At 72.1% G+C, this 18,391-nt stretch carries 16 protein-coding genes; 8 read left to right on the top strand and 8 right to left on the bottom strand.

The window, feature by feature from the left end; translation table 11 throughout:
* Positions 1–67 precede the first annotated feature (67 nt).
* The 3 genes from WMF45_RS07440 (at position 68) to WMF45_RS07430 (ending at position 4,144) form a co-directional block, all read left to right on the top strand.
* Positions 68–1,858 (top strand): Rieske 2Fe-2S domain-containing protein, encoded by a 1,791-nt coding sequence (locus WMF45_RS07440; protein WP_437716245.1) that lies wholly within the window; start codon positions 68–70, stop codon positions 1,856–1,858.
* Between the two features lie 109 nt (positions 1,859–1,967).
* Positions 1,968–2,819: a serine/threonine-protein kinase gene (locus tag WMF45_RS07435; protein WP_437716244.1), complete on the top strand. Its 852-nt coding sequence runs from the start codon at positions 1,968–1,970 to the stop codon at positions 2,817–2,819.
* A gap of 5 nt (positions 2,820–2,824) precedes the next feature.
* Positions 2,825–4,144 carry a GNAT family N-acetyltransferase gene (locus WMF45_RS07430; protein ID WP_437550472.1) on the top strand — a complete coding sequence of 440 codons (1,320 nt, stop codon included), beginning with the start codon at positions 2,825–2,827 and terminating at the stop codon, positions 4,142–4,144.
* A 10-nt stretch (positions 4,145–4,154) separates the two neighbouring features.
* Here the strand turns inward: WMF45_RS07430 and glgX are convergent, their stop codons facing one another.
* Positions 4,155–6,284, bottom strand: coding sequence for a glycogen debranching protein GlgX (gene glgX, locus WMF45_RS07425; protein WP_437716243.1), 2,130 nt, complete (start codon positions 6,282–6,284; stop codon positions 4,155–4,157).
* A gap of 81 nt (positions 6,285–6,365) precedes the next feature.
* Complete coding sequence (locus WMF45_RS07420) at positions 6,366–6,617, bottom strand: hypothetical protein (protein WP_437716242.1); 252 nt, start codon at positions 6,615–6,617, stop codon at positions 6,366–6,368.
* 568 nt (positions 6,618–7,185) lie between these two features.
* Between WMF45_RS07420 and WMF45_RS07415 the strand changes: the two genes are divergently transcribed.
* Entirely contained in the window at positions 7,186–8,319 is a 1,134-nt protein-coding gene (locus WMF45_RS07415) for a hypothetical protein (RefSeq protein ID WP_437716241.1), read from the top strand.
* Between the two features lie 111 nt (positions 8,320–8,430).
* Here the strand turns inward: WMF45_RS07415 and WMF45_RS07410 are convergent, their stop codons facing one another.
* Complete coding sequence (locus WMF45_RS07410; protein ID WP_437716240.1) at positions 8,431–9,624, bottom strand: glycosyltransferase family 4 protein; 1,194 nt, start codon at positions 9,622–9,624, stop codon at positions 8,431–8,433.
* 14 nt (positions 9,625–9,638) lie between these two features.
* The gene (locus WMF45_RS07405) at positions 9,639–10,718 is read right to left on the bottom strand and encodes a glycosyltransferase family 4 protein (RefSeq protein ID WP_437716239.1); all 1,080 of its coding nucleotides are present in this window, start codon (positions 10,716–10,718) and stop codon (positions 9,639–9,641) included.
* A 273-nt stretch (positions 10,719–10,991) separates the two neighbouring features.
* On the opposite strand from WMF45_RS07405, the gene WMF45_RS07400 reads away from it, so the two are divergent.
* The 3 genes from WMF45_RS07400 to WMF45_RS07390 all read left to right on the top strand — a co-directional run bounded on the left by WMF45_RS07400 (position 10,992) and on the right by WMF45_RS07390 (position 13,775).
* Complete coding sequence (locus WMF45_RS07400) at positions 10,992–11,888, top strand: hypothetical protein (protein WP_437716238.1); 897 nt, start codon at positions 10,992–10,994, stop codon at positions 11,886–11,888.
* Positions 11,889–11,976: 88 nt separating this feature from the next.
* Complete coding sequence (locus tag WMF45_RS07395) at positions 11,977–13,059, top strand: nucleotidyltransferase domain-containing protein (protein WP_437716237.1); 1,083 nt, start codon at positions 11,977–11,979, stop codon at positions 13,057–13,059.
* Complete coding sequence (locus WMF45_RS07390) at positions 13,059–13,775, top strand: TIM barrel protein (RefSeq protein WP_437716236.1); 717 nt, start codon at positions 13,059–13,061, stop codon at positions 13,773–13,775. The genes WMF45_RS07395 and WMF45_RS07390 overlap by 1 nt, the downstream gene beginning before the upstream one ends.
* Positions 13,776–13,894: 119 nt before the next feature.
* On the opposite strand, the gene WMF45_RS07385 is transcribed toward WMF45_RS07390, so the two are convergent.
* Positions 13,895–14,041, bottom strand: a complete 147-nt coding sequence (locus WMF45_RS07385) for a hypothetical protein (protein WP_437719695.1) — start codon at positions 14,039–14,041, stop codon at positions 13,895–13,897.
* Here WMF45_RS07385 and WMF45_RS07380 point away from each other — a divergent pair.
* Complete coding sequence (locus WMF45_RS07380) at positions 13,982–14,371, top strand: sensor histidine kinase (RefSeq protein WP_437716235.1); 390 nt, start codon at positions 13,982–13,984, stop codon at positions 14,369–14,371. The two genes, WMF45_RS07385 and WMF45_RS07380, sit on opposite strands and share 60 nt — an antisense overlap.
* A gap of 40 nt (positions 14,372–14,411) precedes the next feature.
* On the opposite strand, the gene WMF45_RS07375 is transcribed toward WMF45_RS07380, so the two are convergent.
* The 3 genes from WMF45_RS07375 to WMF45_RS07365 all read right to left on the bottom strand — a co-directional run bounded on the left by WMF45_RS07375 (position 14,412) and on the right by WMF45_RS07365 (position 18,366).
* Positions 14,412–15,680, bottom strand: coding sequence for a glycoside hydrolase family 113 (locus tag WMF45_RS07375; protein WP_437716234.1), 1,269 nt, complete (start codon positions 15,678–15,680; stop codon positions 14,412–14,414).
* Between the two features lie 52 nt (positions 15,681–15,732).
* A complete protein-coding gene (locus tag WMF45_RS07370) occupies positions 15,733–17,745 on the bottom strand; it encodes a protein kinase domain-containing protein (protein WP_437716233.1) in 2,013 nt (670 codons plus the stop codon).
* Positions 17,746–18,018: 273 nt separating this feature from the next.
* Positions 18,019–18,366 (bottom strand): transcriptional regulator, encoded by a 348-nt coding sequence (locus tag WMF45_RS07365; protein WP_437716232.1) that lies wholly within the window; start codon positions 18,364–18,366, stop codon positions 18,019–18,021.
* Positions 18,367–18,391 lie beyond the last annotated feature (25 nt).

The raw sequence follows: 18,391 nt of genomic DNA, 5'->3' as shown, positions 1-18,391 counted from the left end.
GATGCGCCTCGCTCTCACGACGCGCGCCGCGTACCCACCGCGGCGCGCGCCGCGGCGCGGAGAAGCCATGAAGTCGGACTGGATCGATCTGGGCCCCCTCTCCGAATTTCCGGCGGAGGTGCCCGTGCTGCGCAAGGACGACACGGGGCGGCGCTTCGCCTGCGTCCTCCGTGGCGGCGAGGTCCACGCGCTCGACGATCGCTGCCCGCACCAGGGCTACCCGCTCTCGCAGGGCGCGCTGCGCGGCGGCGTGCTGACCTGCGCGTGGCACAACTGGAAGTTCGAGCTCGCCTCGGGCGCCTGCATGTTCGGCGGCGAGCCCGTGCGGCGCTACGCCACCCGCATCGACGGCGGGCGCGTGCAGCTCAACCGGGCCGTCGACACAGCGGCCGAGGTGCGGCGCCTCGTCGCCGGCCTGCGCGAGGCGATCCTGCGCGACGAGCCGGCGCGCGCGCTGCGCGAGGGCCTCCGGCTGGGCGCGCTCGGGCTCCACCGGGGGGAGACCGGCCTCGGCAGCCTGCACCTCGCGTTCGAGGTGCTCGCCAGGGACGGGGCGGAGCGCGCCGAGTACGGCTTCGACCACGGCCTCGCCCTGCTCGCGGACCTCTGCGCCTGGGTCGAGCGCGGCAGGATCCCGGCCGAGGAGGCGTTCGTGGTCGCCGCCCACGCGATCGGCGAGGCGTCGGCCCGGCTAGGCCCCCGCGGCAAGGGCCCCGGCAAGGTGGGGGCCCGCTCGCCCCTCGCGCGCATCGCCGACTTCGAGCTCGACGAGCCGGCGAAGGTGAGCGAGGCGCTCGCGGCGGAGCGCCGCGACGAGGCCGAGGCGCGGATGCGCGAGCTCGTCGAGATCCGCGGCACGGCCGGCGCGCGCCGCGCGCTCATGCCCTTCGTCGCGCAGCACCTGTACGACTACGGGCACGGCGCCATCTTCCTGTCGAAGGCGCTCGAGCTGGCCGAGCGCTTCTCGTCCGCCGCCGACGAGGTCCTCGCCGCCTCCACGGTGCAGCTCGCCTGGGCGACCGCCGACACCAGCCTGCCCCCCTTCACCGCCACGCGCGCCGCGCTCGCGCGCCTCGCCGATCTACCCCTGCCCGGCCCCGACGGCGCCGCAGAGGCCACGCGCCCGGACGCCGCGCCGCTCGAGGGCGCGGAGCGCGCCGCCTTCGAGGCCGAGGTGCTCGCAGGAGAGCAGCCGGCCGTCGAGGCGACCGTGCGCTGGCTCGCGCGCGGCGCCGGGCCGCTCGCGCTGCTCGGCGCGATCGGCCACGCCGCCGCCGTCCGCCTCGGGCGCTTCGACTCGGCCTGGGAAGCGCGCCTCGACGCCGAGGTCGGGGTGCTCGACGTCACCCACGCCGTCACCTTCGCGGAGGCGGCGGCGGCGCTCGGGCGCGAGGCCCTCCCGCGCGAGGCCGCGCAGCTCGCGGTGCTCGCGGCCGGCTTCGTCGGCAAGCTCCGCAAGGCGGACACCGCCGCGCCGCACGCGTCCGCTACGACGACCGCTGCTACTACCCGCGCGCGAGGCGGCGGGCTGCTCCAGGCGGTGGAGGCGCGCGACGTCGGCGCGGCGCTCGCGATCGCGCGGGAGCTCGACGCCGCGGATCGCCGGCGCGCGTTCGCCGAGCTCGCCCCCTTCGCCGCGTTCGACGCGGCGGTGAGGCCCATCTTCACGGCGCACGCCGTGAAGACGCTCGAGGCGCTGGAGCGGCTCGAGTCGTCCGATCCTCAGCCCGACGGAGCGTACCTCGCGGCGCTGCTCACCCACGTCGTCCCCGTCCGGCGGGAGCTCTCCGCGCGCCGGATCGCGGCTGTGGCAAAGAAGTTCATGTCCGATGGGCGACCACCCGATGGGCTGTATTGAGCCGCCCGCCCGCCCGTTGGACAGAGACCGGAGAGACGTGCACTGGTGCGAGCATCATTCATACTGACTGTCTATGCGGCTTGAGCCTGGATCCCACGTAGCGCCGCACTTGACGCTCGACACCCTCCTCCGGATGGGAGGCGTCGGCAGCATCTGGACGGCGCATCACCTCGGGCTCGGCAAGGAGGTCGCCGTCAAGTTCATCTCTGCGTCGCTCGCGACCGACGCGACCGCGGTCGCCCGGTTCCACCGCGAAGGCGCGCTCATGGTGAGGATCAAGAGCCCTCACGTGGCCGAGGTGTACGAGCACGGCGTCGCCGCCAACGGCCTCTCGTACATCGTGATGGAGCTGCTGCAGGGCGAGGAGCTGTCCGACCGGCTGGCGCGGGCCGGGCGCCTCCCCCTGGAGGAGACGCTCGCGCTCGTCTCGCAGCTCTGCACAGGGCTCACCGCGGCGCACAAGCTCGGCGTCATTCACCGGGACATCACGCCAGAGCACGTCTTCCTCGCCGACACCGGCGGAGGCACCTGCGTCAAGCTGCTCGATTTCGGGGTGGCCAGGGGGGATGTCGACCCGGATGGGACCACGCTGACGAACACGGGCGCGGTGGTCGGCAGCCTCGTTTACATGAGCCCGGAGCAGTTCTTCAACCCGAAGCTGGTCGACGGCCGCTCGGATCTCTGGTCCGTGGGCATCATGGCGTACCACGCGCTCACCGGCGCGCCGCCGTTCGAGCAGAAGGGGATCGAGGCCCTCCTCGGCGCCATCCGGCTCGGCACCTTCTCGCCTCCGAGCCAGCGTTGCGCCGAGATCACGCCCGCCCTCGACGCGTGGTTCGTCAAGGCGCTTGCCCGTGAGCCGTCCGGCCGCTTCGGATCGGCCGAGGAGATGTCCGAAGCGCTTCGCCGGGCCACCGCCGGGCCGTCGGGCCCAGGGAGCGCGCCTCCCAGGGTAGATTGACCGGCATGGCGCGCACCCGCACCCCGAGCCGTTCCAACCATGAGCTCGTGTTTCGCAGCGCCCGCAAGGGCGAGGAGGGCACCCTCGCGACGGTGGCCTACCGCGCGTTCCAGGCGGGTGATCCCGAGGCGTGGCTGCGGTATTTCACCGAGCACGCGCACCTCGCCCTCGACAACGTGATCGTCGCCGAGACCGACGGCCAGCTCGTCGGGTACGTCGCCTCGCTCGACCTGACGATGAGCTTCGCGGGCGCGGACGTGCCGTTCCAGGGCCTCTCGTCCGTCGCGGTGCTGCCGGAGTTCCGCCGCCGGGGCATCGCGGATCGGCTCGTCCGCGAGAGCCTCCGCCGCATGCGCCGCCGGGGCGAGGCGCTCACCCTGCTCCACCCTTTCCGGCTCTCGTTCTACCGGCGGTTCGGCTTCGGCGTCTGCGAGCTCCGGGACGTCGTGCGCACCTCCCCCGATCGGCTCCCGGACTCGGTGCTGCGCCGCCACGTGCGGGCCTTCTCTCGCCCGCGGGACGAGCCGCTCATCAAGCAGGCCTACGACGTCGCGCGGGCCGAGACGACGGGGCAGCTGAAGCGGAGCGACTACTGGTGGGACGTGCGCGTCTTCAAGCGCTCTCCGAGCGGCGCCGTCTACGTGGATCCGGGCTCCAAGGCGATCGCCGGCTACCTGTTCTTCGACGTCCCGGAGGGCGGCGCCTACGGCGCCCAGCAGCTGCTCGTCCGCGAGCTCCACGCCCCGACGCCGGGCGCGTACCGCGGGCTCATCGGCTTCCTCGGCGCGCTCGGCGATCAGTACGAGGTCGTGGAGCTGGCGCTCCCGCGCGGCCAGGGCGCGCCGCTGCTCGACGAGCCCGGCGTCCGCGACGAGCCGATCGTGTACGAGACGGCGGCCCGGCACCCCGGCCTGTGCCCGCCCGCGCACACGGCGCAGCGCCGGAGCGTCCTCGGCCTGACGGCGGCGGGCGCGATGGGGCGCATCGTCGACGTCGCCGCCGCGCTCGCGCTTCACCCGTCGCCGCGGAAGCACGGCGTCCGCGGCGCCATCGGCGTCGACGTCGAGGACCCGGTGTTCACGGACGCGCCGCGCGCCTTCGACGTCACCTTCGCGGCGCGCGGCGTCCAGACGGCGCCCGGCAGCACCGCGGGCGATCGCCTCTCGCTCTCCATCGAGCGCCTCACGCAGATCTATTTCGGCGCCTCCTCGGCGCGCGATCTCCTGAGCCAGGGCTTCGTGGTGGGGAGCGCCAAGGCGGCCGCCCTCCTCGACGCCGCGTTCGCCGGCCCCCCGCTCTTCCTCGGCGCCTTCAACGCGTTCTGAGCGCCCTGCTCTAGGTGCTGCGCCGTGCGCGGAGGAAGAGCTTGAGCGAGCGCGACGCCAGCGCCGTCTCTTCCCCGCCTTTCCGCGTCTCGACGGCGGCGTCGTCCTGGGTGTCCACGAGGAGCTGCCACGGCCTGGGATCATCGGAGAAGGGGAGGAGGAAGCTCAGGTCGCACGGCGACGCGTTGAGCAGCAGGACGAAGTCGTCGTCGATCAGCCGATCGCCCTCCTCGTCCACGTCGTCGAGCCCCTCCCCCGACAGGAACACGCCGAGGCACTGCGTGAACGGGTTCGACCAGTCCTCGTCGGTCATGAGCTCTCCGTCCGGGCGATACCACTGGATATCGTAGGTCTTGCCGCCGCGGATCGGGCGCCCCTTGAAGAAGATCGAGCGCCTGAGCGCCGGGTGCTCGTGCCGGACGCGGAGGCATTTGCGCGTGAACTCCAGCATCGCTCGCGACGCCTCGTCCCAGCCCCACGGCTGCCACGTGAGCGGGCCGTCCTGGCAGTACCCGTTGTTGTTCCCCTCCTGCGTGCGCCCCCGCTCATCCCCGTGGAGGAGCATCGGAGTCCCCTGCGAGAACAGGAGCGACGCCATGATGTTCCGCGTTTGCCGTGCCCGCAGCTTCAGGATCTCGGGGTCGTCGGTCTGCCCCTCGACGCCGCAGTTCCACGAGCGGTTGTCGTCGGCGCCGTCGCAGCCCCCCTCCCCGTTCGCGTCGTTGTGCTTCTCGTTGTACGAGACGAGATCCGCCAGGGTGAAGCCGTCGTGGGCCGTGACGAAGTTGATGCTCGTGTACGGCTTTCGCCCGCTGTTCTCGTAGAGATCGCTGCTCCCCGTGATCCGGAACCCGAGATCGGAGGCGATGCCGCCCGAGCCGCGCCAGAAATCGCGCAGCGTGTCCCGATAACGACCGTTCCACTCCGCCCAGCGCACCGGGAAATTGCCCACCTGGTAGCCGCCGGGGCCCACGTCCCAGGGCTCGGCGATGAGCTTCACCTGGCTGAGCACCGGGTCCTGGTGGATGATCGTGAAGAAGCTCGAGAGCTGGTCGACGTCGTGGAGGCCGCGCGCCAGCGCCGCCGCGAGGTCGAAGCGGAACCCGTCCACGTGCATCTCGAGGACCCAGTACCGCAAGGAGTCCATGATCAGCTGGAGCGTCTGCGGGTGACGCACGTTGAGGGTGTTCCCCGTGCCCGTGTAGTCGAAATAATAGCGCTCGTTGCCAGGGACGAGGCGGTAGTAGGTCGGGTTGTCGATGCCGCGCAGGCTCAGCGTCGGGCCCAGGTGGTTGCCCTCCGCCGTGTGGTTGTAGACGACGTCGAGGATGACCTCGATGCCGGCGGCGTGGAGCGCCTTCACCATCTCCTTGAACTGCCGCACCTCCGACGCCACCTCGGCGCCGGCGCGGTACCCGACGTCCGGCGCGAAGAAGCCTATTGAGTGGTATCCCCAGTAGTTCCGGAGCCCCTTGTCGAGCAGGAATTTCTCGTGCACGAAGGCGTGCACGGGCAGGAGCTCGATGGCCGTGATGCCGAGATACCGCAGGTATCCGATGATGGCGGGGTGGGCGATGCCAAGGTAGGTCCCGCGGAGCTCCTCCGGGATCTCCGGGTGCTGCATCGTCATGCCGCGGACGTGCGCCTCGTAGATGACGCTGCGGTGGAACGGCACGTACGGGCGCCGGTCTCCGCCCCAGTCGAAGGACGGGTCGATGACGACGCCGAGCGGGGCGCCGAGCGCCTCCCCCTCGGCCATGGCGAGGTCGCCGTCGGGCTCACCGCTCCGGTGGGCGAACGCGCCCGCGTCCCACTGGACCCGCGAGGCGAGCGCCTTCGCGTACGGATCGAGCAGGCGCACCCGCGGGTTGAAGCGCAACCCCCGCTCCGGCGCCCACGGGCCGTGCACGCGATACGCGTATTTCTGCCCCGGTCCGACCTCCGGCACGTAGACGTGCCAGACGAGGGAGGTGCGGTGACGGACCGGCAGGCGTTGCTCGTTCCCCTCGTCGTCGACGAGGCACAGGTCCACCGCCTCTGCGTTCTCCGAGAAGAGGGCGAACTGCGTTCCAGCGCCGTCCCATGTCGCGCCGAGCGGGTAAGGATCCCCGGGGCGCATTCCTTTGCGCTTGTAGCTCATGCTGGTCTCGATTTGCCGATCCACGGCCGGGGCGCGGCGCCCCCTTCGGGCCTCGTCGCCCCGGCCGGCGTGCTTGCGCGGCTAGGCGACGTGAGCGCGCCGGCTACCCATGGCGTCGGTGACGACATCCGCGACGCTCCGTGCCATCCCCTCCGCGATGCGGAGCGCCTGGGCCTGATCGCCCTCCGGAGTGCACATCCTGAGGCGCTCGATCATGTCCACGAGCCGCCGGGCTAGCTCGCACGCCTCGGCCATCGAAGCTGGTGACTCGACGGAGGCCCTCCGCGGGAGGGAGACCATCTCTTCGCTCAGCGTCATCGCGGTTGACATCATGCCTGGCTCCTTGTCGGTGATGGCTACGGTCCGCACCCCCCAGAGCAGGCGTCGTGCCAGCGCGGCTCCCGTGCGGATGCTCACCGCAGACACAACGGTAGGTGGTCAGCCGACAAACTGGGCGGCACAAAGCGCCACAGGTGGGGCGATTTGTCCCCCTCATAGCCGCAGTCGTTCGGCAAAGCGGGCGGCGCATCGAACAGCCAGGCGCAAAAATTGAAGACACGATGCATGCCGCAAGGGTTCGCTGCATGGCGGCTGTTCGGGACGGCCGTTCGGGCTCTGCTGGGTGTGCTCGAGCTTCCATGGCTTCTGCGCACCCCTTGCCGTGGGCGGGCGGGCCGGGCCGCGTGTGCTCTCTGCTTGTGGCGAGCACGATCACGACGCCCCGTCGCGCGCCGTCCGGGAGGCAGGTGGGCCGCGCTCCGCGCGGCGTCGCCTGAGAGCGCGAGGTGATCTTGATCGCTGCGCGGCCCCTAGGCGGCTATGGCTACGCCCGGGGGGGCCAGGTTAGTATCCGTTCCGCCGCGGCGGCCGCCGGTCCAACGCGTCGCGGTCGAGAGAGCTCATGATCGGAACACTCCAGGCGAAGATCCAGTATCTCAAGAACAAGAACCTTCACAACTGGCTCGGCGGCTACGCCCGGCAGAGGATCGAGAACGCCCGTGCTCCGCGCCCGCTCGGCCCGCGGCACCTGCTCTTCGCGGTCTGCGATCACTGGGAGCCAGGGTGGGAGAACGCCACACCGGAGGTCGGTGATGCGCGGGTGAGGGCGTGGTCGGAGGGGTATCCCGAGATGGCCGGCGCGTACCGCGACGCGGACGGCCGGAACCCGCGTCACAGCTTCTTCTTTCCGGGGGAGCAGTACACGCCCGGGTGGCTCGACGCGCTGGCGGACCTCACGCGCCGCGGCTTCGGCGAGGTGGAGCTGCACCTGCACCACCACAATGACACGGAGGAGAACCTGCGCGCGGACATCCTCAGGTACCTGGACATCCTGGGGAAGCACGGGCATTTCTCGCGCGACCCGGACGGGCGCATGCGTTACGGGTTCATCCACGGCAACTGGTGTCTGGCGAATTCCGGGCGGGACTCGCGGAACTGCGGAGTCGACGCGGAGCTCCCGCTCCTCTTCGACACGGGCTGCTATGCCGACTACACGTTCCCGTCGGCCCCCGACGAGTCGCAGCACTCCATCGTGAACCAGATCTACTGGCCGACGGGCAACCTGGCGCGCCGGAGCGCCCACGCCGTGGGCGCGCGGGCCAAGGTCGGCGAGGTGCTGGAGGACCGGATCCTGATGATCGAGGGCCCGCTCGCGCTCACGCTGACGCGCCGGGGAAGCCGGGTGCGGATGCGGATGGAGTACGGCGCGCTCCAGGCGGTCGATCCGCCGACGCCGGATCGGGTGAAGACGTGGGTTGATCAGAACATCCATATCGAGGGGAGGCCCGAGTGGGTGTTCGTCAAGGTCTACACGCACGGCGCGCCCGAGGAGCAGGCGGCGGCGCTGCTCGGCGCCGGGGGCCACGAGCTGCACCGGGAGCTCACCACCCGTTACAACGATGGCAAGGAGTGGGTGCTCCACTACGTGACCGCGCGGGAGATGTACAATATCGCGATCGCCGCGCTCGAGGGGAAGACAGGCAATCCCGGTGACTACAGGGATCACCGCCTGAAGCCGCCGCCCTGCGCGAGCTGACGCAACCACTCCCCCTTCGACGACACCGCAGGCCCGGCGCATAGGCGTTAACCAATCTTCGCGCCGCGTTCTCCCACCTCCGAACGTTTACGTTGGTGTGTTGGCGGGGCCTCAGCCCGGCCCGCGACCGCGCTGCTCGCCGAGGACCTCTTTCAGGAGCGCGTGATAGCGCTCCCCCACGACGTCCCATGACAGCGCCCCCACGCTCCCCCGCAGCGCCTCCGGCTCCCACGCCGTATCCAGCGCTCGCGCCAGCGCGGCCCCGAGCGCCCCGGGATCGCCGGGGGGGACGAGGAGGCCATTGCCCCCGTTCCCTTCGCGGACGAGCTCCGGCACTCCGCCGACCCGGGTTCCGACGACGGGGCGGCCCGAGGCGAGCGCCTCCAGGACGACGTTCGGGCAGCCCTCGCGGCGGCTCGGCAGGCAGAACACGTCGCACGCGGCCATGTAGTCCGGGATCTCCACGGGCAGCGCCCAGCCGAACAGCCGCACGCGATCGCCCAGGCCGAGCGCGCTCACCTTCGCGCGCAGCGGCTCGAGCAGCTCGCCACCGCCCACCATCATCAGGTGAATGTCGCGGCGACCCGCCCGGTCGAGGTGCGCCATCGCCTCCACGAGGACGTCCACGCCCTTCTCGGGCACGTGATAACCGGCGTACAGCACCACCTTCGCGTCCGCCGGGACGCCGAAGCGCCGCCGCGGCTCGGCCCGATCCCGGATCGCGAACCGCGCGCCGTCGACCGCGTTGAGCTGCACCACGACGCGCTCCCGCGGCACCCCGAGCTCCACCAGGCGCTCCCCGAGCGCCCCGCTCACCGCGACCACCCGGGCGCAGCGCTGGAGCGCCGGCGCGATCTGCGCCCGCAGCGCGGCGTTCCTCGGCTGCTCGTTGATGTCGCTGCCGAGCACCGTCGTGACGACCGGCACCCCCGCCTCCCGCGCGAACGCCTCCGCGGCGACGGTATCGGGATAGGCCCACGCGGCCAGGATCGCGTCGTACGGAAACTCGCGCCGCAGCCCCGCCATCGTGCTCCCGAGCGACGCGCGGAGCGCCCGCGCGTGCAGGCTCGGCAGCCCCGGGATCGACCAGTACGTGGGGAACAGCGCGTCGATGCCGGTGTGCGCCTCGCGCGTGCCGCCGATGAGCTCCCGTGACGCCCCGCGCGCGCGCGTCCACCAGGGGATCGGGGCCACGAGCCGGAGCTCGCAGCGGCGCGCGAGCGCCCTGTACGTGTGATAGCTGTACGGCGCCATCGTCGGCAGCCGCGTGGAAGGGTAATGATGGGTGAAGACGAGTATCTTCATCGCGCGCTCGCCTGTCACGTGAGGCGGAAATAGAGTTGCTCGTATTTGCGCGTCATCTTCTCGAACGAGAAGTCGTCGCGCACCCGCGCGTGCCCCGCCTCGCCGAGCCGCCGCCTCAGCGCCGGATCGCTCGCGAGCCGCTCGATCGCGTCCGCGAGCGCGTCGTGCCCGTCCACCGGGACGATCAGGCCGTGCTCCTCGTGCCGCACCACCTCCGGGACCCCGCCGACCGGCGTCACCACGACAGGCAGGCTGCGCGCCATGGCCTCGAGGACGGCGAGCGGCAGCCCCTCGTCGCGCGAGGGCAGCGTGAAGAAATCGGCGGCGACGAGCAGATCGGGCACGTCCTTGCGGAAGCCGAGGAAGCGCGCCTCGGCGCCGTGGACCCCGAGCTCCCTCGCGAGCCCATGGATGCGATCGCGCTCGTCGCCGTCGCCGACGACGAGCACCGCGACCGCGACGCCCCGCTCCCGGAGCCGCGCGAGCGCCCGCAGCAGCACGTCGTGCGCCTTCACCGGGTGGAACGCGGCGGGCATGATGCCAAGGAACACGTCCGGGCCGAAGCCGAGCTCGGCGCGCACCTCGTCGCGCGTCCGCTTGGCCGGGGTGATGTCGATCCCGTTGTGGATGACAGAGATGTTGCTGGCCACGCCCACGGCGCCGCTCTTGTCGGCCGTGTCCTGCGAGCAGCCGACGACAGCGTCCGTTTCACGCCACTCGAAGCGCGACGGAACGCGGATGATCCCGCGCGTCTGGGCATGGTCGGTGAAGACGAGCCGCGCGCGCGTAAGGAGCTTGCCGATCGTGGCGTAATGGAGCGCAGTGGGGTTGTGCGCGTGGACGACGTGCGGGCGGGAGCGCGCGAAGGAGAGGGCCGCGTGCGCCAGCCGCGCGGGGAGGCTCCCGCCCAGCACCGTGGTCGGCAGCGCCCGCTGCCGCGCCAGCTCCGCCAGCGGCCCGCCGCGCAGCGCGAGGATGGCGGCGTCGTGGCCGTGGCGCCGCTGCGCCTCGGCGAGGCGCAGCACGAAATGCTCCATACCTCCGCCATTGAGGCTGCTCACGACATGGACGATCCGCAGCATCGAATTCCCCATGAAGGCTTGCTACCCGAATCGGGTCCCCTGTTGAAGCGCAAACCGCACCCAGCATCACCACACGCGCCGCCAAACGCCCACCCGAAACGCCGGCGGCCGTGGCCTCTGGCGCGCGTCCACGTTCGTCCACGCGCGTCCACGTTCGTCCACGCTCGTTGGCGCGCGTCGCCGCTCGTCGACGCACGCGCCCAAGGTCGCTGGATCAGCGTACCACCTCGCCTCGCCGTCACCTCACCTTTTGATTTGCCGAACGGAAGCGGCTACTAGACGGGCATGAACCCTGAGCTTCGGCGCGCCCTTGACGAAGGCATGCGCCGCGTGCCCGGCATGGACGCCGCGACGAGGCTGCTCGCCGTGCGGCTCGAGACGGTCAAAGCGCTCCTCGCGCGCCGGCTCGCAGAGAACCCGCTCCCCGTGCCCGACGCCGTGACCCCGAGCGAGATCCCATCGGTCGCCGAGCTCGGCCCGGGGGACAGGGTGCTCGCGGAGCTCGATCAGGACGGCTTCGCCTTCGCGGTCCACCCGGCCGACGTCGCCTTCTTCAACCGGCGGAGCGAGAAGATGCCGCGCCTGCGCTACCGGCTGCACGTCGTGCTGCGCGGCGGCTACGTCTGCGTCCGCAAGCGCTTCGTCGGCCAGCCGCGGAACGCGCCGCTGGAGGCGCACCTCTTCGCCCTGCTCGGTCTCTTCTTCTACAACGAAGCAGCCTCGCTCTTCCGCCTGCGCGACCTCCCCAGCGTCCCGAGGATTCGCGATCTCAGCCTCGCCACGCGCACCCTTTACCTCGACTACGTGCGCGGACGGACGCTGCAACATCAGGTCGCCGAGCGCGGGGAGAAGGTGCTCGACATCGACCTCGCGCCGCTCGGGCAGCTGTTCGATCCAGACCGCGACCGGCGGGAGATCGAGGCGTTCGCGAGCGGCGGCGGCGCGTCCTACCGCGGCCGGATCGAGGAGATGGTCCGGGCGATGAACGCGCGCGGCGTCGCGCCGCTCGACGTCAAGCTCGGCAACGTGCTCATCGGCGAGAAGACGGGCGCCCTGTACTGGATCGATTTCGAGCGAGCCGCGCTCGAGGGCACCCCCCGCTACCGCGATCGCCTCGACGAGCACCATGACCTCGTGAACCGGTGGTTCGGGCTCGCGCTCTCCGGCGACGGCGGGGCATGAGGCGCGCGGCGCGACGCGGCGCGCTGCGATTCGCTGCGGTGCGCCGCGGTACGCCCGATGAGCGATCCGCGTGATCGAGGGTGGTTCGATGACGAGAGATGAAGGCGCGGCGCCGCAGAGCGCCATCGAGCGGATCGGCGAGAAGGCGGGGCGATCGTGGCCGAGCATCGAGGCGGCCGCGCGGCTCTCGACGGAGACCCGGGCGCGGCTCGCGGCGCTGCTCCGCGAGCAGATCCCCTGCGACACGAGCGTCGTGGTCTTCGGCTCGCTGGCGCGGGGCGAGTACACGACCGGCAGCGATCTCGACTGGACGCTGCTCATCGACGGTCAGGCCGACGAGGGGCATTTCAGCCAGGTCCAGGCCATCACGAGGATCCTGAAGGAAGCGAAGTTCCATGAGCCGGGCCCGACGGGCGTGTTCGGCAACGTGGCCTTCAGCCACCCGATCCTCCACCAGATCGGCGGGCAGGAGGACACGAACAAGAACACGACCCAGCGCATCCTGCTGCTCCTCGAGTCGCTCGCGATCGGCCAGCCGGACGCCCACGAGCGGGTGCTCAGGCTCGTGCTCTCGCGGTACGTCGAGGACGACCGCGGGCTGCGCTACGGCAGCAAGCGCGAGATCCTCCCGATGTTCCTCCTGAACGACATCGTCCGGTACTGGCGCACGGTCGCCGTCGATTTCGTCTACAAGCAGCGGGAGCGCAGCTCGGGCTGGGCGCTCCGCAACGCGAAGCTCAGGATGTCGCGGAAGCTCATCTTCGTGAGCGGGCTCCTCACCTGCTTCGGCTTCGAGCTGTTCTGCAAGGATCGGACGACGTTGACCGACGACGGCGAGCGGCTCTCGACGCCCGCGCTCGTGCGCTTCCTGCGAGAGCGCATCCGGGTGACGCCCCTGGAGAGCCTGGCCGAGGTGCTGCTCCGGCCCTCGATCTCCGCGGAGACGGCGCGCACGCTGTTCGACAGCTACGACGCGTTCCTCGCGCTCCTCTCGAACGAAGAGGAGCGCGGCCGGCTGAAGCAGCTGCCGCTGGACGATCAGCTGGGCAGCGACCCGACCTTCAAGCGGGTGCGGGACATCGCGCGTGAGTTCCAGGGCGGGCTCGACCGGCTCTTCTTCAAGGAAGACGACGAGCTCCGCAAGCTCCTCCAGACCTATGGGGTGTTCTGATGGGACCCGTGGGCTACTCGACAGGGGCGCTCGCCCTCAGCGACGTCGAGCGGGCGCTCTCGATGCTCGAAGGGAGCTCGGCGACCGCCGTGGAGCTCTCCGCGCTGCGGATCTCGGAGCTCAAGCCGCTGCTCCGGCTCCTCGGCTCGCTCGACCTGTCGCGGTACGACCACGTCTCGTTCCACGCGCCGAGCCGCTTCGGCGCGGCGGAGGAGCGCGCCGTCGCCGACGCCATGGCGGAGGTGGCCGCGCTCGGATGGCTCATCGTCCTCCACCCCGACACCCTCCATGATCTCGGCGCCTTCCGGCAGCTCGGCGCCTTCCTCGCGATCGAGAACATGGATAAGCGAAAGCGGACAGGCCGCACCGTGGAGGAGCTCGGGCCCTTCTTCGACGCGCTGCCGGACGCGTCGTTCTGCTTCGATATCGGCCATGCGCACCAGGTCGATCGCACGATGACCGAGGCCCATTTCCTCGTACGGGAGCACAGGACACGGCTAAGGCAGCTCCACGTGAGCGAGGTGAACGCGGGGAGCCGCCACGGCGCCCTGAGCCAGAGCGCGGCGCACGCGTTCCAGCGGATCGCGGCCCATGTGCCTGATGACGCGGCGCTGATCCTGGAGGCCCCGGCGTCGCCCGCGGAGCTCGAGCGCCAGATGGCCATCGCGCGGACGGCGCTGTCGATCCCGAACGGCCTGGAAAACACGCGCGCCTGAGGCTGCGCGCGGCGCAGCCTCGACGGGAGCCGCGCCCGCAGCGCCCGCGTTCGTCCGCCTCCCCTGCGGCTCCGGGAGCTCCGGATTGCCAGGCGGACGGGCCGCGCGCGCTCGAGGCGCTACGCTTCGGCTCGTTCCCGGCGCGACCTGGGCCGGAACCGGGGGACGACGATGACGCTGAAGACGCTCGCGGCGGCGAGCACCGCATGGCTCGCCGCCCTCGCGCTGCTGACGGCGAGCGGGTTCACGCTCAGCGCCACGTACATGACCCGCGAGGTCTCGAGCAGGTGCTCGACAACCTGGTCGCGAACGCCATCAAGTACTCGCCTGCGGGCGGCGCCGTGCAGGTGACCGTCGCGCGGGTAGGCGCCGAGGTCTCCATCGCGGTCTCGGACCGCGGGGTGGGGATCGCGGCCGACGATCAGCGACGGCTGTTCGAGCGCTACTTCCGCGCCCCGTCGTCGAGCGGCGTGGCCCCGGGCGTCGGCCTCGGCCTGTGGGCCGCGCTCCGCATCGCCGAGGCGCACGGCGGGCGCATCGAGGTGACGAGCACCGCAGGCAGGGGCTCGACCTTCACCCTCCGCCTGCCGTCATGAGCGCATCGTCCTGCAAGGAGCGGCTCGTCCGCTCGTCCGGCTACGGGAACAGGCCCCCGGGCTCGTCGGGATCGAGCTCCCAGCCGAAGAGCCCCGGGGTGCGGGCGCGGTGCCGGCCGAGCGCGTCGCCGGGCAGCCGGGGGCCGTCGGCGGCCCAGCGGGCGGCGAAGGCGTCGCGCAGCACGAGCTCCGCGAGCTTGCCCCTCGGCGAGAAGCCCCACTCGGCCTCCTGCGAGACGTCGTCCGGATCGGCGTAGAGCCGCCAGACGAAGAAGCCGGCGCACGTGCGCGCGTCGAGGAACGGCGCGATCACCGCGGCGTAGGCCTCGGCCTGCGAGCGCTGGTCGACCACCACGCCCTTCATGCGGTCGGGCCACTCCCACGGGCGGACGGCGGGATCGCGCCGCGTTGTGTAGCCGATCTCCGTCAGCAGGATCGGCTTGCCCCACGCGCGGGCCACGGCGTCCACCCCGGCCGCCACCTTGCGCCCGCCGCGCAGGAGCTCCTCGAACGACGCGCCCTCCCGCTCCGCCAGCGGGTAGAACGCGTTGATGCCGATGAGGTCGAGCGCGTCGAAGATCAGCGTGTGCTCGACGTCGTCCCAGTTCGCCGAGTAGGTGAGCAGCCCCGGGTACACGCGGCGCACCGCCTCGATGATCGGCAGGAAGCTCGCCGCCCGCGGCGTCGTCACCCAGCTCCGCAGCTCGACGCCCACGCTGAGCATCTCCGCGCCTCCCTCGCGCGCGACCGCGGCCCACGTGAGCAGGAACCGGCGGTACGACTCGGCCCAGCGCGCCCAGCCGGCGTCGTCCCCGGGGTCGATCTGGGCCCGCCACTCGCCGCTCTCGACCCAGAGGTGCGGGACGAGCAGCACCTTCAGCCCGCGCGCGTGCGCCTGCGCGATCGCCGCGAGCACGTTGCGCCGGTTCTCCTCGAACGGCGCCTCGAAGACGAGATCGACGCCCGTGCCCTTGCCGTCCCACACGCGGCCGAACGGCGTGAGGCTGACCCACGTCGCGCCCATGGCGACCGCCTCATCCATCGCCCGCCCGCTCGCCGCGGTGCCGTAGCCGCGGCCCGGGTGCCGCAGGTTCTCGATCGGCCCGATCGTCACGCCGCGCACGCCGCCCCAGCCCGACACGGCCCACCCCGCCGCGCCGTACGGCAGGTGCTCCGGCGCGACCCGCGGCGCCTGCTGCGCGACCTGCGGCGCGGCGCTCGCAGGGCGCACAGGAGCGCCGACCGCCGCCGCCGACACGGCGAGCGCGGCGCACGCCGCGCGGGCGAGCGCGTGACCTCCTCGACTCATCCCTGGCACGGGCCGCCTTATACCAGGCAGGCGGACCGCCGGGCCGCGGACGTCACCCGCCGTCGCTCGCCTGAGGCCGCTGCGCGCCGTCGCTCTCCGCGGGTTGCTGCGGCGCGCGCGCGCCCTCGGCGGGCTGCGCCGGCCCAACCGCGCCCTCCTCGGGCCGCGGCGGCTCGCGCCGGGACGCGTCGCGCTCTTGCCGCGCGCGGGTGGTCGCCTCACGCCACGCCCGCTCGCGCTCGAGCTTCTCGCGCCGCCGCCGCCGCTCGCGCTCGACCTCGTCGTAGATGACCTCGGGGCGCCGCGCGTCGAGACGGGCCCCTCGCGCTTGCGCCACCCGCGGCGCCTCGCTGTCCGGGCCCACGGCGCTCGCGGGAACCAGCTCGGCCGCCGGGGGCTCACCCGCCGGGGGCTCGGGCGAGGGCTCCGGCGCGGCAGGAACGGCCGTGCTCGATCGCCTCGCCACCACCGACGAGCGCGCCTCCTGAACCGCGCGCTTCGCCAGCCCCTTCGCCGCAGGCAGCGCGCTCCCGCCGCCGTCGAGCGTGCGCATCTGCACGAGCCACACGCCGCCGATCCCCGCGAGCATCCCGAACAGCGCGAACGCGATCGCGAACCGCCGGGGCCACGGAGACGGCCCCCGGCGCACCACCGTGAGCCGCTCCGCATCGGCCTCGGCCAGAGCACGCGCCGCGAGCACCGGCGTGACGCGAGGCGCCGCGCCGTCGCTGACGCGGTGCACGACCTTGCGGCCGAGCGGAACGGGCGTGTCCTCGGCGGTCGGCGGCTTCCCTGCCCCGCCCGCCTGAAGATCGGCGCGGCGCTCCGGCGGGCTCACCGTCAGGACCGGCGGGGGCGGAGTCCGGCTCGCCCGGAGCTGATCGCCGCCGTCCCACCCCGCCCCCGCGTGCGACACCAGCGTGACGTCGGACAGGCGGCCTGCGGGAGATTCCCACTTGGCCGTCGTCTCGAGGTCGCTCATGAGATCGTCCGGCGACATCCTCGGCAGGTCCGCCAGCGTGTCGGCCTCCCACTCGTCCGCGGCGACCGGAGCAGGCGTCGCCATGCGAACGGTCTCGTCCGCCCGGAGCGCCTCCCACACGCGCTCGGCCGCGTCCTCCGCGCCCTCGCCCCCGAAGCGCGCGAGCGCGAACGCGAGCTTCGCGACGTCCGAGGGGCGCGCCTCCGGGTCCTTGGCGAGGCAGCGCAGCAGGAGGGCCCGCAGCTCCGGGGGCTCGACGCCCGCCGGAAAGGGCGCGGGCGGCTCGGTCAGGACCTTGGTGCAGATCTCGAGCTCGGTCGGCGCATCGAACGGGCTCGCCCCGCAGAGCAGCGCGTAGGCGACCGCGCCGATCGACCAGATGTCGGCGCGCTCGTCGATGCCGCCCGCCGACCGCATCTGCTCCGGCGCCATGAAGAGCAGCGACGTCCGCATGGCGCCCGAGGCGGCGTTCGGCCCCTCGCTCTCGACGCCGCAGGCGACGGCCGACACCCCGAAATCGAGGACCTTCACGCTCGGGGCGCCGTCACCGAAGCTGAGAAAGAGGTTCTCGGGCTTGATGTCCCGGTGGAGGATCCCGATGCCGTGCGCCTCGGCGACCGCCTCGCAGATCTGCAGGAGGTACTTCACCGCCTCCCTGACCCGGATCGGCCCGCGGCGCCGCAGGTAGCTCGTGACGTCGGAGCCCTCCAGGTACTCGCTGACCACGAACGGCGCGCCACCTTCGACCCCGACGTCGAGGACCCGCGCGACGTACCTGCCCTTGAGCGCGCGCGCGGCGCGGGCGCCCCGGAGCAGCCGATCGACGGCGTGCCTGTTCTCGACGAGCCTCGCATCGACGCGCTTGAGCGCGACGCGCTGGCCCGACAGGCGATCGATGGCGAGCTGGACGACGCCCACGCCGCCGGCGCCGATCCGGGTCTCCACCGCGTACCTGCCGGCGACGATCTCTTGCCACCTCGGGCCGCCCTCGGCCGCCCGCGGCGCACGTTCACCGTCGGTCCACGCGTCGGTCCGCTCCCGTGCGGCCGCGCGATCCTGTCCTCTGGGCTTCAGCGACGTCAACGCACTGCCTCGGTGTGTGTCCGCGAGCTTCGCGGACAGAGTCAAAGCCTGTCCCCTGAATAACAGATTCAGAGTGCTGCTATCGCGTCCATGACGTGTCGTCTAGTGACACTCGGGCACGAAAATGTCCGTTCTTCACGCATTCTGGCTGGCCGGCCAGCTGGCCGGCCGGCCGGCCTGCAGCCATCTCCATCAGCGGCATCCGCGGCCACTGTCACGCGCCATCGAGCCATCGACACCGCGTCCATGCGTTCCGCGTGCCATCCACGCGGCTCACGGCGGGAGCCCCAATGCGAGCGCGACCAGATAATCGGCGCCGCTCAGGATCAGGACGAGCGCTGCGGCGGACGCCGCGCCGAGCCCGAGCGCCTTCAGCGCGCGCAAGAGCGCTGTTCCGCGTGTTCCACGCATCCCCGGCCGCCCGTGCTGGACGCCGCGCGTGACCCAGCACCACCCGAGCATGGACAGCGGGCCGAACGCATAGAGGGCCGCGCCCCAGGTCGCTCCGTTCCAGCAAGCGGCGCGCTGCTCGGGCGTGAGCCGCCGTCGGTCCCAGCGCTGCAGCGCGAACGGTAGCGCGAACCCGAGGACCATCTGGAGTGCGAGGCGGAGAGTGCTCATTTCGTGCGCCGAGCTCCCGGGTGAG

Source organism: Sorangium sp. So ce448, assembly GCF_051520915.1.
GTDB lineage: Bacteria > Myxococcota_A > Polyangia > Polyangiales > Polyangiaceae > Sorangium > Sorangium cellulosum_B.
The sequence above is the reverse complement of the archived record's forward strand: the minus strand, read 5'-3'. Positions and strand labels throughout refer to the sequence as shown.